We start from the raw sequence: 15130 nt of genomic DNA on the forward strand, positions 1-15130 counted from the left end.
GGGTAGTTCCACTCAGCGAACGCCGATCGCGTCCGGCCGGGGTGGCGCCGTCCTACCGTCCGGCGGGTGCGCACCGACCCCGCCCCCGCGCGCGTGCAGCGCGCCCCCGCGACCCGCGACCAGGTCGACGCCCACCGCTTCGGCGTGCGCCGGCTGGAGGCCGCGCTGGTGCGTGCCGACCCGGTGCCGCTGCACGAGCAGATCCGCGCGCAGCGCCGTGCGGTGTTCGCGGGCGTGCTGCTCGGGCTGCTCGCGCTCGGGGTGACGGCCCTGCTGGCCCGGGTCGACCCGGCCACCGACTGGCGCACGCAGGCGCTCGTGCGCGGGGAGCGCAGCGGGGTCCTCTACTCCGTCGGCCGCGACCCCGCGCGGCTCGTCCCGGTGCCCGACGCCGTCGCCGGACGCCTGGTGCTGGCCGCGCTGGGCCGCGGCGACGGGGCGGGCGCGCACCCGGTCGCGGTGCCGGACGCGCAGCTCGCGGCCGCGCCGCGGCTGCCGCCGGCGGACGTGCCGGGCACCGTCGGGGTGCCGCTGGACGGGACGCCCGTGCCGTCCGGCTGGGCGGTGTGCGACACCCGGACCGCGGGGACCGGGCCCGGCGAGAGCACGGTGCTCGCCGGGGCGCTGGCGGCCGGGGACGCGCCGTCGCCGTCGCTGCTGCTGACCGCGGACGGCGGCGCGACCTACCTGGTCCACGACGGCCGCCGGCACCGGTTCGACCCGGCCGACCGCGACGCACTGGCCGGGCTGGGGCTGCTCGGGGCGCCGGTCCGGCGGGTCGGCGACGGCCTGCTCTCCGCCGTCCCGGAGGGGCCGCCGCTGCGGCTGCCGGCGCCCGCGGGCGCGCCGGTGCCGGACCTCGGCGACCCCGGCGACGTGGTGGTGAACGAGCCGCTCGGCGGGCCGCCGTCGTACTACCTGGTGGCCGGGGGCGGTCTCGCCCCGGTGCCGGTGACCCTGGCCGACGCGGTCCGGTCCGCGACCGGGCAGGACGCGCCGACCGTGCTGCCGCAGGGCCGGGTCGCCGCGGCCGCGGTCGCCGTGGTGCCCGGGGCCGACGCCTGGCCCGCCGAGCGGGTGCGCCCGGGCGGGCGGGAGCCGGTGCTGTGCGCGACCTGGCGCGACGGCCGGACCGGGCTCGTCGCCTCGGACGCGCTGCCGCTCGCGGCCGGTGCCGTCGCCGTGCGGCTGGCGGGGGCGGACGGGGCGGGCAGGTCCGTGCCGGGCGCCGCGAGGTCCACCCAGGGCCCGGGGACGGAGAAGGCCCCGGGCCGGTCGTCGCCGTCGACCGCGCCGACGGCGAGGACCCCGTCGTAGGACGCGGGCAGCGGCCGCAGGTCCGGGTCGCCGGTGCAGCTGCCGTTCTCGTCGCGGTTCCCGGCGGCCGCGACGACGAGCACCCCCGCCGCCCCGGCCGCCGCGACGGCGTCGCGCAGCGGGGCGCCGACGCCGTCGACCTCGGCCGACGGCACGCACACGACCTCCGACACGTTGATCACGCCGGCCCCGAGCGCGACGGCGCGGTCGATCGCCGCGGCCAGCGTGCGGATCTCCCCGGCCGGTCGTTCGGCACCGTCCGCGCCGCGCACGACGTAGCGGCCCGAGGACTGGCGCAGCGACACGACCGTCGCGCCGGGGGCCAGCCCGGCGCCCTCGCCGGTGACCGGGTCCGGGGCGCCGGCGAGCAGCAGCGCGACGTCGCTGCCGTGGCCGTCGCAGTCGGTGAGGCCGTCGCCTCCGGTGAGGTAGTCGCCGCCGCCGCGCAGCCGTCCGGCCAGCCGCGGCAGCGGCGCGACGCCGGTGTCGATCACCGCGACGACCTGGCCCGCGCCGGTCGCGAGGTCCGGCGGCGGGGGGTCGACCGCACCCCGGGCCGCGCCGGGTCCGGCGTCGCCGGGCGGGCTGCAGTCGCGGGTCCGGCGCAGGCCGTCGGCGGGGCCGGGCGGCCCGGGGTCCGCGCCCGACACGCTCGCGCCCGCCTGCACCGGCCCCGCGGACACGGCGGTGGTGAGCGGGGCGGACGAGAGCGGGACGGAGGGGGGCGGGGCCGCGGCGGGCACCCCCGCGGCGACCCCGGCGACGACCACGCCCGCGAGCCCGCCCCGGAGGGCCCCGCGCAGCGTCGCGCGTCCGGTCACCACCCGCGCACCAGGGCGAACAGTCCCATCGCCGCCAGCGCGGCCGGGATCGCGGCGGCGGTCAGCACCAGCTCGCCGACGTCGAGCGCCCGGCGGGCCGGCGGCGACGGCGCCGCCCGCACCGCGGCGGCGCCCCCGGCCACCGCGAGCAGCAGCCCGGCCGCCACCGCCGGACGCAGCGCCGCGGACAGCGTCAGGGCCGCCGGCACCGCGGCCGCCGCCACCGCGACGACGGCGGCCGCCGCCTGCACCCGGGCCGCGGCCGGTTCGGCGCAGGAGCGGGCCCGCAGCAGCAGCACCGCCGCCGTCTCGAGGAGCAGCAGGCCGCCGGGCGGGCCGCCGGCCGCCGCGACGGCCGCCGCCCCCGCGGCCGGGTCGGCCGTCCCGGCGAGGGTGCCCAGGTACAGCCCGCGGGCCAGCCCGGCGCGGGCGAGCAGCTCGTCGCCGGGCAGGACGCGCTCGGCGTCGGCCAGCCCGTCGGCGCCGGTCGGGACGGCCGGGGCGGGCACCCCCGCCAGCCGCAGCGCGAGCCGGGGCAGCAGCGGGCCCGCGGCCAGCGCGGGAGCGGCGAGCCCGGCGGCGACGGCGGTCACCGGTGCGTCGAGCAGCAGGCGGGCCAGGGCCGCGGCCGCCGTCGCCCCGGCGGTCAGCGCCACCGCGAGCAGCACCGGCGAGACCGTCCGGACCAGTGCCTGGCCCGCGGCCGCGGCCAGCCCCGCCCCGGCGGCGGCCAGCAGCAGCGCCCCCGCACCCGGCGGTGCCGGCAGGGCGGTGAGCCCGGCGGCCGCCGCGACCGGCACCGCGCAGAGGGCCGCCGCGCCCGCGACGCGCGGGTCGTGCGCGGTGCGGTACGCGACGAGCAGCGCCACCCCCGCCGCGACGGCGGCGAGCGCGCACGCCCACGGCCGCCCCGGCCCGTCCACCGTGGACAGCACGGCCGCGGCCGCCGCCGTCGTGAGCACCGCGCCGGCGCTCCCGGCCCGGGCGGTGGCACCCGTCCCGGCCTCGCGCACGACCCCGGCGACGGCCTCGGCGGCGTCGTCGAGGACGGGGGGTGCCGGGGCGGGGCGCGGCGGCCCGAGGTGCAGCAGCTCGCCCTCGCGGACGCCGAGCTCGTCGAGCGTCGCGTCCGGTGGCAGCGCGCCCCCGGCCGGGCCGGTGAACCGCCAGGCCTGCGGGAGACCGGGGGTGCCGCGTCCCAGCAGCTCACGGACCATCGGGACCAGCTCGGCGACGGCGACGTCGGCCGGCAGCGCGACGTCCAGCCGTCCGCGCGGGGTGTGCACGGCGACGCGCGTCCAGCGGCCCGGCACCGGGCCCGCGGGGGACCCGGACGGTGCGCCGTCGTCGCCGGCGGTGGCCGGTGCGGGCATCACGGAGGTCACGGGCGGCTCCCGGCGGATCGTCGCGAACGGCCCCGGTGGACCCGGAGCGGCTGCGAGTATTCGCCGGTCGCGGCGCCGCCGCGGGCGTTCGGGGAGATCGGGGACGGGGGCGGCGATGGCCGGGACGGTCGGTGTGCGGCGGCCACGGCGGACGGTGCCGGAGGCGCCCGGCGGCGAGCTCGTGCTCGAGCCCCCGCCCGAGCCGGAGCGGCCGCTGCCGGGTGGTCTCGCGCAGCGGCTGCTCCCGCTGGCGATGGTCGGCGGCTCGCTGCTGTTCGTCGTGCTCGGCCGCGGCGACGCGAGCACCTGGCTGTTCGGCGGCATGTTCGCGCTGTCGGCGCTGGGGATGCTCGTCTCCGGCGGCGGGCGCGGCGCCGGCGCCCGCACCGCGACGATGGACGAGGACCGCCGCGACTACCTGCGCTACCTCGACGTCCTGGCCGGGCGGGCGCGCGCGATCGCCGACGAGCAGCGCCACGCGCTGGGGACCGTGCACCCCGACCCGGCCGCCTGGCCCGACGTGCTCGCCGCGGGCCGGCTCTGGGAGCGCCGCCCCGGCGACGACGACTTCGGCCGGCTGCGCGCCGGGTGCGGCACCCAGCGCCTCGCCACCCGGCTCACCGCCCCGCACACCGGTCCGATGGAGACGCTCGAACCGGTGTCCGCGCTGGCGCTGCGCCGCTTCCTGCGCCGCTGGTCCACCGTGGACGACCTGCCGGTGGCGGTGGACACCCGCGCGTCGGCGACGGTGTGGCTCGAGCCCGACCCGGACGCCGCGCCGGTGCTCGACCTCGCCCGCGCGCTCGTCGCGCAGTACGTCACCTGGCACGGCCCCGACGACGCGCGCCTGGCCGTCGTCGCGCCGGGGGGTGCGGCGCAGCGCTGGGAGTGGGCGAAGTGGCTGCCGCACGTCGCGCACCCGCGCCGGCACGACGCCGCCGGGCCGGTCCGGATGATCACCGACGACCCGGACCGGGTCCGGCGGTGGTGGGTCGACGAACCGTCGGCGGCCCAGCAGCACCTGCTCGTCGTGCTGGACGGGGCGGCCGACACCCCCGGCGCGTGGGCCGGGCTGCCCGGTGTGACCGTGCTCCGCCTGGGCCCCGCGGGCGGGCGCCGTCCCGCCGCCTCGGTACTGCGCCTGGCCGCGGGCACCGGCCCGGACGGCGTGCGGACGCTGCGCCGGGGCGGACCCGGCGGAACGCTCGTCGGCACCCCGGACGGGCTCGCCGTCGCCGAGGCCCGCGCACTGGCCCGGCGCCTCGCGCGCTACCGCCCGGACGGCACGGCCGACGTCGTGGAGTCCGGTGTGGACGCCCGCGGTGACGGCCTGCCCGCACTGCTCGGACTGTCCACGACGGACGCCGCGGGGATCGCCGCGCTGCGCGCGCGCCGCGCCCCCGGGGCGCGGCTGCGGGTCCCGCTGGGCACCGACGCGGCCGGTGCCCCGGTGCTGCTGGACCTCAAGGAGTCCGCGCAGGGCGGGGCCGGGCCGCACGGGCTGTGCATCGGCGCGACCGGCTCGGGCAAGTCCGAGCTGCTGCGCACCCTGGTGCTCGGGCTGGTCGCGGCGCACACCGCCGACGAGCTCAACCTCGTGCTCGTCGACTTCAAGGGCGGTGCGACCTTCCTCGGTCTCGCCGGGCTTCCGCACACCTCCGCGGTGATCACCAACCTGGCCGAGGAGCTGACCCTGGTCGACCGGATGGCCGACGCGCTCGCCGGTGAGATCACCCGCCGCCAGGAGGTGCTGCGCGCCGCGGGCAACCTCTCGTCGCTGGCCGAGCACGACGCGCTGCGCCGCGGCGGCGCGCCGCTGGCCCCGCTGCCGTCGCTGCTGGTCGTCGTCGACGAGTTCTCCGAGCTGCTCGCCCAGCGCCCGGAGATGATCGACCTGATGGTGACGATCGGCCGGCTCGGCCGGTCGCTGGGCATCCACCTGCTGCTCGCGTCGCAGCGGCTGGAGGAGGGACGGCTGCGCGGCCTGGAGTCGCACCTGTCCTACCGGATCGCGCTGCGCACGTTCTCCGCCGCCGAGTCCCGCGCCGTGCTCGGCGTGCCCGACGCGCACCTGCTCCCGCCCACGCCCGGCGCCGCCTACCTGTCCGCGGGCACCGACGAGCTCGTCCGTTTCCGCGCCGCCTACGTCTCCGGCCCGGAGCGCCCGCGCCCGGCCCGGCGTCGCGCGCCCGGCGCACCGCGGGTCGCGGTGGCGTTCCGGGCGGGCCCGGTCGCCCTCCCCGCGACGGCGTCGGCGGCCCCGCCGGAACCGGAACAGGCACCGGCCGGGACGGTGCTGGACCGGATCGCCGACGCCGTCCGCGGGCCCGGCCCGCGGGCGCACCGGGTGTGGCTGGACCCCCTGGAGGAACCGCCGCCGCTGCCGGTGGTGCTGGGGGAGCCCACCGTCCGCGCGGGCCGCGGGCTCTGCGCCCCCGGGCCCGCCGGGCGGCTCGCCGCGCCGGTCGGCCTGATCGACCGGCCCTACGCGCAGCGGCGCGACCCGCTGGTGCTGGACCTGTCCGGGGCGGCCGGGCACCTCGCCGTCGTCGGGGGGCCGCGGTCGGGCAAGTCGACGGGGCTGCGCACGGTCGTCACCGCGCTGGCGCTGACCCACACCCCGGCCGAGCTGGGCGTGCACGTGCTCGACCTGGGCGGCGGGACGCTCGCCCCGCTGGCCGGGCTCCCGCACGTCGGGACCGTCGCCGACCGGCGCGGCACCGACCTGGTGCGCCGGGTGGTGGCCGAGACGCTCGCCGCGGTCGACGAGCGGGAGCGGCTGTTCGCCGCGCACGGCGTCGCCGGGATCGAGGAGTTCCGCACCCGTCGCGCCGCCGGCGAGTTCGCCGGGGCGGGCGCGACGGACCTGCTGCTCGTCGTCGACGGCTGGGCGGCGCTGCGCGCCGGGTTCGAGGACCTCGAGGAGAGGATCACCGCGATCGCCGCCCGCGGGCTGGCCTACGGCGTGCACCTGGCGCTGTCCGCGGCCCGCTGGGCCGAGATCCGCCCGGCGCTGAAGGACCAGCTGGGCAGCCGCGTCGAGCTGCGCCTGGGCGACCCGTCGGACTCCGAGGTCGACCGCCGCCGCGCCGCGACGGTGCCGCCGCGCCCGGGGCACGGCCTGTCCGCCGACGGCGAGGCCACCGTGCTGGCCGCGCCGTGGCTGGTGCCGGGCGCCGACCCGGCGGCGGCGCTGTCGTCGGCCTGGGACGGGCCGGTGGTCGGGCCGGTGCGGCTGCTGCCCGCCCGGGTGACCGTCGACGAGCTGCCGCCCGGCCCCGGCCGCGGCCCCGCGCTCGGCATCGACGAGGACCGGCTCGCGACCGTCGAGCTCGATCCGGACGAGCCGCACCTGCTCTGCTTCGCCGACTCCGGCGGCGGAAAGACCGCGCTGCTGCGGCTGCTCGCGCACCAGATCGCGGCGCGGTGGACGCCGGAGCAGGCCCGGATCGTCGTCGTCGACCACCGCCGGACCCTGCTCGGCGAGGTCCCCGCCGGGCACGTCCTCGCGCACACCTCGACCGCGCAGGCCACCACCGACGCCTGCGCCGAGATCGCGGGCTCGCTGGGACGGCGGCTGCCCGGCCCGGACGTCACGCCCGCCCAGCTGCGCGAGCGGTCCTGGTGGAGCGGCCCGGACGTGTGGCTGCTCGTCGACGACTACGACCTCGTCGTCCCCGCCGCCGGATCGTCCGGCGCGCACCCGCTGCTCGCGCTGGCCGAGTACCTGCCGCAGGCGCGCGACGTGGGCCTGCACGTCGTCCTCGCGCGGCGCACCGGTGGCGCCGGGCGGGCCCTGTTCGACCCGGTCCTCGGGCGGCTGCGCGAGCTCGGCGCGCCCGGCCTCGTCGGGTCCGGCAGCCCCGACGAGGGCGCCCTGCTGGAGAAGGTGCGCCCGGCGCCGCTGCCGCCGGGCCGCTGCGTGCTGGTCGACCGGCGGGCCGGCGCGCGGCGGATGCAGCTGGCCTGGACCGAGCCGGGGTGAGCGGGTACGCCGTCGCCGTCCACGACCGGCCGGACCGGGTGCTGCTGGCCGCGGCCGACGCGCAGGGGGTGCGCCTGGTCGCGGCGGCCCCGGCCGGGACCCCGCCCGCGGCGGCGGTGGCCGCGTTCTTCGGGGACGTGCCGCCCGCCGTCGTGGTCCGGGTCGGCACGACGCCCGGCGGCCCGTTCCCCGGCGCGCCCCGGGTGCTGGTGGTCCCCGCGGCGGTCGCGGTGCTGGGCCCCGGGCTCCCGGGCGGGCCGGTCCTCGTCCTCGACGACGACGGCGCCACCCTCGTCCGCGACGGCGTGCCCGGTGCGCCGGTCCGGCCGGGGCCGGGGGAGGTGGCGGCGCTGGTGCGCCGGCACGCGGTCGTGCAGGTCGTGACCGCGGGCCCGGGCGTCCCGCCGGACGCGGGGTGCCCGGTCCGGGCGGCCGACGGGGCCTGGGGGCCGGGGACCGCCGCGGTGGCCGGGGCCGCGCTGCTGGGGGTGCTCGCCGGCGCCCAGGGGTCCGGCCCGGTGGGGTCCGGTGCGGTGGGGGCCGGCCCGGTGGGGTCCGGCCCGGTGGGGTCCGGCGCGGTCCCGGGCGGGGAGGCGCCGGAGCCGGAACGCGGCGACCGGGGGCCGGCGCTCGTCGTCGCGGCCGCGGTCCTCGGCCTGGTCCTCGTCGCGGCCGGGCTGCTCCTCCCCGGCGGCGCGGCACCGCAGGGGCCGGGCGCGGGCGTCGTCGTGCAGTACGGCTACGCCGCCGCCCTGCCGGCCGGCTGGGAGCACACCGGAGGCGACCCGCGGCGGCGCCGGGTGCTGCTCACCCCGGCCGGCCGCCCCGGCGGGGCCGACCTGCTCGTCCTGGAGCGCAGCCCGCTGGACTACGACGCGTCCCGCGAGCCCGCCCGCGCCCGCCGCGAGCTCGCCGCCGAGCTCGGCGGGGCCGTGCCGGAGCCGGTGACCTTCGGCGGCCGCCCCGTCCTGCGGTGGACCCAGGACCCCGGCGACGGCACCGCCGTGGACTGGCACGTCGTGTTCGAGGGCGGCGACGAGCTCGTCGCGGGCTGCCGCAGGCCCGCGGGCGAGCCGGTCCCGCCGGGGTGCGCGGAGGTCGTCGCGTCGCTGCACCGGGTGCGGTGAGGCCCGGATCGTTCCCGGTCGCGAACGATCCGCCCGGAACGGCCACGGCCGCCCCGCCCGCCCTGCCACCGTGCGCGGGCCGGGGACACCCCGCGGCCCCGGGCACGACCGGCCGGGACACCCAGGAGGACGAGGTGGCAGGCGATGGCCGACGGGTTCGGCACGACGACCGAGGAGATGACCCGGGCCGCGGGCCGGGTCCGGGCGGTGAGCGACGCGGTGAACGGCGAGCTCACCCGGCTGCGGTCCCAGCTCGGGCCGCTGCAGGGGCAGTGGTCCGGGGCCGCGGCGACGGCGTTCGCGCAGCTGATGGCGAGGTGGGACACCGAGGCGCGCCGGCTGAACGAGGCGCTGACCGCGATCGGTGAGCAGCTCGGCGGCACCGCGACGGCGTACCAGCAGCAGGAGGACAGCAACCGCACCGCCATCTCGTCGGTGCTCGGGTGAGGGGGAGCGTCACCGTGGGATCCGAGATCAAGGTCACCTTCAGCGCGCTGGAGACGGCGTCGGCCGACGTCGCCGCGACGACCGCGCGCATCACCGCCCAGCTCGAGGACCTCCGGCGCGATCTCGCGCCGGTGGTCTCGACCTGGACCGGCGAGGCCGCGGCCACCTACCAGGCGTCCCAGCAGAAGTGGGACGCCTCCGCGGAGGGCCTGACCGCCACCCTGGGCACGATCGGGCGGCTGGTCGGACAGGCCGGTCAGAGCTACCGGGCCACCGAGCAGGCGAACCGGGCGCGGTTCGCCTGAGGACGCCGTCCCGGGGGCCCGGACCACCCCCCGCGTCCGCCCCCGGGACCGGCGGGTACTCTTGACACTCGTTGTGCAGCGGTGGAGACCCGCGGGCGCCGTCCTCCGGCGACAGCGGCGGGATCGAGCGTCCCTCCGGCGTCCACCAGCAGCACGCTGAGGAACCAGAGACTAGAGAGTGGGCCGGAACCCGTGCGGACGGCCCACCAGCCGAGAACGACGACGAGGTAGATCCGTGCCCACGTACAGCCCCAAGCCCGGCGACATCCAGCACGCCTGGCACGTGATCGACGCCGAGGACGTGCGCCTCGGGCGGCTGGCCACCCACGCGGCCACGCTGCTGCGCGGCAAGCACAAGCCGACCTACGCGCCGCACGTCGACAACGGCGACTTCGTGGTCATCGTGAACGCCGAGAAGATCTCGGTGTCGGGCAACAAGCGGACCGACAAGTTCGTCTACCGCCACTCCGGCTTCCCGGGTGGCCTCCGCCAGCGCTCGGTCGGCGAGATGATCGACAGCCAGCCCGACCGCCTCGTGGAGAAGGCGATCAAGGGCATGCTGCCGAAGAACCGCCTCGGGCGCGCGATGGCCAAGAAGCTGAAGGTCTACGCCGGCCCGTCGCACCCGCACGAGGCCCAGAAGCCGCAGCCGTTCGAGATCAAGCAGGTCAGCCAGTGACCACCCCGAGCAACGAAGAGGGACAGCCCGTGACCAGCCCCGAGAACGGACCCGACGAGGTCGTCGACGCGGTCGAGACCGAGGGTGTGGCCGCCGAGGCGACCGAGACCGAGGTCGCCGACGTCGACTACACCATCGGTGACGCCGCCGAGTTCGACGCCGACGGGTTCGCCGCCGAGGCCCCCGTGCTGGGCGACCGCCCGGTCCAGACCGTCGGCCGCCGCAAGGAGGCCGTCGTCCGCGTCCGGCTGCTGCCGGGCTCCGGCCAGTTCACCCTCAACGGCAAGCCGCTCGAGGTGTACTTCCCGAACAAGCTGCACCAGCAGATCGTGAAGGAGCCGCTGGTCCTCGTCGAGAAGACCGAGCGCTTCGACATCTTCGCCAACCTCAAGGGCGGCGGCACCGCGGGTCAGGCCGGCGCGCTGCGCCTGGCCATCGCCCGTGCGCTGGTCGAGCTGGACTCCGAGGACCGCCCGCCGCTGAAGAAGGCCGGCTGGCTGACCCGGGACGCCCGCGCCGTCGAGCGCAAGAAGTACGGCCTCAAGAAGGCCCGCAAGGCGCCCCAGTACTCCAAGCGCTGATCGCACACCGGATGCCTCGTCTCTTCGGAACCGACGGCGTCCGGGGCCTGGCCAACGGCGAACTCCTCACTCCGGAGTTCGCCGTTGGCGTCTGTGCCTCGGCCGCACGCACGCTCTCGAACGGCTCCGGCCGGCGGCCCCTCGCGGTCGTCGGGCGTGATCCGCGCGCCAGCGGCGAGATGCTCGAGGCCGCGGTCGTCGCCGGGCTCACCTCGGCCGGTGCGGACGCGATCCGGGTCGGTGTCGTACCGACCCCGGGCGTCGCGCACCTGGTCGCCGAGACCGGCGCCGACCTCGGCGTGATGATCTCCGCGTCGCACAACCCGATGCCCGACAACGGCATCAAGCTCTTCGCCGCGGGCGGTCACAAGCTGCCCGACGACGTCGAGGACGCGATCGAGCAGCAGCTCGCCTCCGGCGCGGCCGGCCGTCCCACCGGGGCGGACATCGGCCGCGTCTGGGACGCGCCGGACGCCACCGACGTCTACGTCGCGCACCTGCTGGACGCCGCGCCCGGATCGCTGTCCGGGCTGCGCGTGGTCGTGGACTGCGCGCACGGCGCCGCGTCGCTGGCCGCCCCGGAGGCCTACCGCCAAGCGGGCGCGGACGTGATCGCGCTGCACGCCGAGCCGGACGGTCTCAACATCAACGACGGCGTCGGCTCGACCCACCTGGACCCGCTGCGGTCCGCGGTGCTCGAGCACGGCGCGGACCTCGGCATCGCCCACGACGGCGACGCCGACCGCTGCCTGGCCGTGGACGCCACCGGCGCCGTCGTCGACGGCGACCGGATCATGGCGGTGCTCGCGCTCGCCATGCGCGACGCCGGGGAGCTCGCCCACGACACGCTCGTCGCCACGGTGATGAGCAACCTGGGCCTGCACCTCGCGATGCGCGAGGCCGGCATCACCCTGGACACCACCAGGGTCGGCGACCGCTACGTGCTGGAGCGGCTGCGCGAGGGCGGCTACACGCTGGGCGGCGAGCAGTCCGGGCACGTCGTGCTGCCCGGCCACGCCACCACCGGCGACGGCCTGCTGACCGCGCTGCGGCTGATGGCGCGGGTCGCGCAGACCGGGACGCCGCTGGCCGAGCTGGCCTCGGTCGTGACGGTGCTGCCGCAGGTGCTGCGCAACGTCTCGGTCGCCGACAAGGACGCCGTCGCGGTGTCGTCGGAGGTCGCGGAGGCCGTCGCGAAGGCCGAGGCCGAGCTCGGGGACACCGGCCGGGTGCTGCTGCGCCCGTCGGGGACCGAGCAGCTGGTCCGCGTGATGGTGGAGGCGCCCACCGAGCGCGAGGCCGACGCCGTCGCCGCGCGGCTGGCCGGGGTCGTCGCCGCCGCGCACTGACCCCACCGGCGTGCCCCGGGGCCGTCACCCGTCACGGGTGGCGGCCCCGGCCCGTCTCCGGGCGGGCTGCGATGCCGGCGGTTCGCGATCGCGACCGGATCCCCGGGATCTCCGTCCCCGCCGGTGCCGGCCGGGGACGCTGCTGCGGTGCGACCGGACCTGCGGCGTGACCCCGATGCGCTCGACCGCGCCGCGGACGCCCTGTCCGGTCCGGCCGCGGCCCTCGACCGGGCCGCGGCGGAGGTCCCCGACCCGGACCGCGCGCTGCGGCTGCGCCGCGTCGCCGAGGAGCTGACCTCGCTCGCCGCGGCCGCCCGCCGCGCCGCCGCCACGACCCGTGCCGCCGACGGCGACGCCGCACGCGGGTTCACCGGGCTGCACGACCCCGCCCGTCCGGGGGCGTGACCGTGCCGGCCGACGACGGCGTGCAGCGCCAGGCCGCCGCCCTGCGCGAGCTGGTGGGGGAGCTGGACGACACCGCGCGGCTGCTCACCGGCGTCCGCGACGCCGTCACCGCGGCCTGGGACGACGCGGCCGGGCGGGAGTGGACCGGACGCCTCGACCTCGTGGGGCGCGAGGTCCGGCGGCTGGCCGACGAGGCCGCGCAGGACCGGGCGTACCGGGACGGGCCGGCCGGGGACGGGGCGTCCGGGGGACCGGCGGTCCACGACGAGGCTCCCGCGGCCGGACCGGGAGCGGGCGGCCCGCAGGATCCCGGCGGCGTGCGCGCCCCCGGGCTCCCGGGACTCCGCACGACCGGGCGGCGCGGCGTCGTCGCCCCGGCTCTGCCGCCGCTCACGGACGGGGCACCGAGGTGACCCCGGGCCCGGCGGCTCAGAGGTCGGAGGCCGCCAGGTCCCGCTCGATGTCGGCGGCCGCCCGCAGCAGCCGCGGCAGGTGCCGGTCGGTGAGCTCGTCGCGGGTCGCGACGCCGACGTGGGTCGACACGTTCACCGCGGCGATCACCCGCCCGGCCCGGTTGCGCACGGGGGCCGCGACGCCGCGCAGGCCGTCGTCCAGCTCCCGCTCGACCAGGGCCCAGCCCTGGGTCCGGGCCGCGACGACGGCGTCGCGCAGGGCCTCGACGTCGCGCACGGTGTGGTCGGTCCGCCGCTGCACGGTGACCGAGGCCAGGAAGGCGTCGAGCTCGTCGTCGGGCAGGCCCGCGAGCAGCACCCGGCCCATCGACGTCGCCCACGCCTCGTAGCGGGTCCCGACGGTGATCCGCAGCCCGCTGAGCCGTGCGCTGCGGGCCAGGGCGAGGTAGACGACGTCGGTGCCGTCGAGCTCGGTGAGCGAGGCCGTCTCGTGCAGCTCGTAGGACATCGCCTGCAGGTGCGGCAGCGCCACGTCGACCAGCGACAGCCCGGACAGGTAGGCGTAGCCGAGCTCCAGCACCCGCGGGGTCAGCTCGAACCGGTCGCGGCCCGTGCGACGGGCGTAGCCGAGGTCGACCAGCGTCAGCAGCAGCCGGCGCGCGGTGGCCCGGTCCAGGTCGGTCCGGGCCGCGACCTCGCTGAGCGTCATCGACGGCGTGTCCGGCCCGAACGCGCGGACCACCCGGAACGCCCGCTCCACCGCCCGCACGAAGTGCCGCTCCTGCGCGGCCGGCTCCGCGGTCATCGAACCCCCTCCGGTCGGCGGACCACCGACCCTACCGGCGGCACCCGTGCGACCCGGTCTTGCGATCACCGCGCCGCGCGTCGTACCGTTGTGCGCACTGCACACAGATGTGCGCACAGCGCACAAACCGATGCGCACTGGAGAAGGTCATGACACAGCCGTCATCCGCCCCGCCCGGGGCCCGCCGCGCCGCCGCCGGCTCGTTCGTGGGCGCCGTCGTCGAGTGGTACGACTTCCTGCTCTACGGGGTCGTCGCCGCGCTCGTCTTCGGGCACCTGTTCTTCCCGGGCGAGAGCCCGACCGCGGGCGCGCTCGCCGCCTTCGCCACCTTCGGCATCGGCTTCCTGTTCCGCCCGCTCGGCGGGATCGTGTTCGGCCACCTCGGCGACCGGATCGGGCGCAAGCGCACCCTGGTCTGGACGATCGCGATCATGGGCCTGACCACGGCCGCGATCGGGCTCCTCCCGACCTTCGACCAGGTCGGCTACCTCGCCCCCGTCCTGCTGGTCACCCTGCGCTGCGTGCAGGGCCTCGCGGTCGGCGGGGAGTGGGGCAGCGCCGCGCTGCTGGCCGTCGAGCACGCGCCGAAGCGGTGGCGGGCGCTGTACTCCAGCGGCGTGCAGGTCGGGTACTCGGTCGCGCTGCTGCTGGTGAACGGCTTCGTCGCGATCCTGGTCGCGACGCTCAGCGAGGACGCGTTCCAGACCTGGGGCTGGCGGGTCCCGTTCTTCTTCGGGCTCCTGCTCACCCTGGTCGGGCTGTGGATCCGCTCCGGCGTCGAGGAGTCCGAGGCGTTCACCGAGGCCGCCGCCGCCCAGGCCGCCGAGCCGGTCGAGAAGCAGAAGCTGCCCGTCGTCGAGGCCCTGCGCCGCCACCCCGGCGCCTTCGCGAAGATCATCGCGCTGCGGCTGGCCGAGCTGCTGACGATGTACATCGTCGTCACCTTCGCGCTGGCCTACGCCACCGGGCAGTACGGCTTCTCCCGCGGGTTCATGCTGGGCCTCGGGCTGCTCGTCGGCGGGCTGGGCATCCTGACGATCCCGCTGTTCGGCTGGCTGTCCGACCGCTACGGCCGCCGCCCCGTCTACCTCGGGGGCGCCGTCGTCGCGGTGCTGGCCTCGGTGCCGTTCTTCGTCGCGATGGAGCAGGGCTCGGCCGTGCTGCTCGTCGTCTGCGCCGTCCTGCTGGTCAACATCGGCCACGACGCGATCGTCAGCGTCCAGCAGCCGCTGTTCACCGAGATGTTCGGCGCGCGGCACCGCAACAGCGGGGCCGGCCTGGGCTACCAGCTCGCCAGCGTCGTCGGCGGCGGGTTCACCCCGTTCATCGCGACCGCGCTCGTCGCCCTCGCGGGCGGCGGCTGGTACCTCGTGGCGGCCTACCTGGCCGGTGGCTGCCTGATCTCGCTGCTCGTGGCCGCCTTCATGAGCTACGAGCCGCACACCGAGCGCGCCGACGCCCCGGCCGCCCCGGCGTCGTCGCACGTCTGACCCGCACCCGACCACCCCGGG

Annotated in this window: 13 protein-coding genes and 1 pseudogene; 11 read left to right on the top strand and 3 right to left on the bottom strand. The window is 78.6% G+C overall.

Going from position 1 to position 15130, the window contains the following annotated elements:
• Positions 1–93 precede the first annotated feature (93 nt).
• A complete protein-coding gene (gene eccB / locus WJX68_RS15010) occupies positions 94–1317 on the top strand; it encodes a type VII secretion protein EccB (protein WP_422785711.1) in 1224 nt (407 codons plus the stop codon).
• On the opposite strand, the pseudogene WJX68_RS25235 reads toward eccB, so the two are convergent.
• Together WJX68_RS25235 and eccD are read right to left on the bottom strand one after the other, a co-directional pair.
• Positions 1236–2141: pseudogene (locus WJX68_RS25235) on the bottom strand (S8 family serine peptidase); the annotation flags it as partial. The gene eccB and the pseudogene WJX68_RS25235 overlap by 82 nt on opposite strands.
• Positions 2135–3523, bottom strand: a complete 1389-nt coding sequence (eccD, locus tag WJX68_RS15020; protein ID WP_340291198.1) for a type VII secretion integral membrane protein EccD — start codon at positions 3521–3523, stop codon at positions 2135–2137. The gene eccD and the pseudogene WJX68_RS25235, both read right to left, overlap by 7 nt.
• A 115-nt stretch (positions 3524–3638) precedes the next feature.
• Between eccD and eccCa the strand changes: the two genes are divergently transcribed.
• The 9 genes from eccCa (at position 3639) to WJX68_RS15065 (ending at position 12814) form a co-directional block, all read left to right on the top strand.
• Positions 3639–7508 carry a type VII secretion protein EccCa gene (gene eccCa / locus WJX68_RS15025; protein ID WP_340291200.1) on the top strand — a complete coding sequence of 1290 codons (3870 nt, stop codon included), beginning with the start codon at positions 3639–3641 and terminating at the stop codon, positions 7506–7508.
• Positions 7505–8635 carry a type VII secretion-associated protein gene (locus WJX68_RS15030; protein WP_340291201.1) on the top strand — a complete coding sequence of 377 codons (1131 nt, stop codon included), beginning with the start codon at positions 7505–7507 and terminating at the stop codon, positions 8633–8635. The genes eccCa and WJX68_RS15030 overlap by 4 nt, the downstream gene beginning before the upstream one ends.
• 144 nt (positions 8636–8779) lie before the next feature.
• Entirely contained in the window at positions 8780–9082 is a 303-nt protein-coding gene (locus tag WJX68_RS15035; RefSeq protein ID WP_340291203.1) for a WXG100 family type VII secretion target, read from the top strand.
• Positions 9083–9096: 14 nt separating this feature from the next.
• Positions 9097–9387: a WXG100 family type VII secretion target gene (locus WJX68_RS15040; protein ID WP_340291205.1), complete on the top strand. Its 291-nt coding sequence runs from the start codon at positions 9097–9099 to the stop codon at positions 9385–9387.
• A 235-nt stretch (positions 9388–9622) separates the two neighbouring features.
• The gene (gene rplM, locus WJX68_RS15045) at positions 9623–10066 is read left to right on the top strand and encodes a 50S ribosomal protein L13 (RefSeq protein ID WP_340291207.1); all 444 of its coding nucleotides are present in this window, start codon (positions 9623–9625) and stop codon (positions 10064–10066) included.
• Between the two features lie 29 nt (positions 10067–10095).
• Positions 10096–10647, top strand: coding sequence for a 30S ribosomal protein S9 (gene rpsI, locus WJX68_RS15050; protein ID WP_340291209.1), 552 nt, complete (start codon positions 10096–10098; stop codon positions 10645–10647).
• An 11-nt stretch (positions 10648–10658) separates the two neighbouring features.
• Entirely contained in the window at positions 10659–11996 is a 1338-nt protein-coding gene (glmM, locus tag WJX68_RS15055; RefSeq protein WP_340291211.1) for a phosphoglucosamine mutase, read from the top strand.
• Between the two features lie 147 nt (positions 11997–12143).
• Positions 12144–12401, top strand: coding sequence for a hypothetical protein (locus tag WJX68_RS15060; RefSeq protein ID WP_340291213.1), 258 nt, complete (start codon positions 12144–12146; stop codon positions 12399–12401).
• Positions 12398–12814, top strand: coding sequence for a hypothetical protein (locus tag WJX68_RS15065; RefSeq protein WP_340291215.1), 417 nt, complete (start codon positions 12398–12400; stop codon positions 12812–12814). The genes WJX68_RS15060 and WJX68_RS15065 overlap by 4 nt, the downstream gene beginning before the upstream one ends.
• Positions 12815–12830: 16 nt before the next feature.
• Here the strand turns inward: WJX68_RS15065 and WJX68_RS15070 are convergent, their stop codons facing one another.
• A complete protein-coding gene (locus WJX68_RS15070; RefSeq protein ID WP_340291217.1) occupies positions 12831–13619 on the bottom strand; it encodes an IclR family transcriptional regulator domain-containing protein in 789 nt (262 codons plus the stop codon).
• A gap of 149 nt (positions 13620–13768) precedes the next feature.
• On the opposite strand from WJX68_RS15070, the gene shiA reads away from it, so the two are divergent.
• Positions 13769–15109: a shikimate transporter gene (gene shiA / locus WJX68_RS15075; protein ID WP_340291219.1), complete on the top strand. Its 1341-nt coding sequence runs from the start codon at positions 13769–13771 to the stop codon at positions 15107–15109.
• Positions 15110–15130: the final 21 nt, after the last annotated feature.

It is taken from the genome of Pseudonocardia spirodelae, assembly GCF_037727765.1.
Lineage (GTDB): Bacteria > Actinomycetota > Actinomycetes > Mycobacteriales > Pseudonocardiaceae > Pseudonocardia > Pseudonocardia spirodelae.

What these genes read in the sequence shown, in the direction of transcription:
- eccCa (WP_340291200.1), top strand. Translation starts at nt 3,639, where the DNA reads ATGGCCGGGACGGTCGGTGTGCGGCGGCCACGGCGGACGGTGCCGGAG.
- WJX68_RS15035 (WP_340291203.1), top strand. Translation starts at nt 8,780, where the DNA reads ATGGCCGACGGGTTCGGCACGACGACCGAGGAGATGACCCGGGCCGCG.
- glmM (WP_340291211.1), top strand. Translation starts at nt 10,659, where the DNA reads ATGCCTCGTCTCTTCGGAACCGACGGCGTCCGGGGCCTGGCCAACGGC.
- WJX68_RS15070 (WP_340291217.1), bottom strand. Translation starts at nt 13,619, where the DNA reads ATGACCGCGGAGCCGGCCGCGCAGGAGCGGCACTTCGTGCGGGCGGTG.
- shiA (WP_340291219.1), top strand. Translation starts at nt 13,769, where the DNA reads ATGACACAGCCGTCATCCGCCCCGCCCGGGGCCCGCCGCGCCGCCGCC.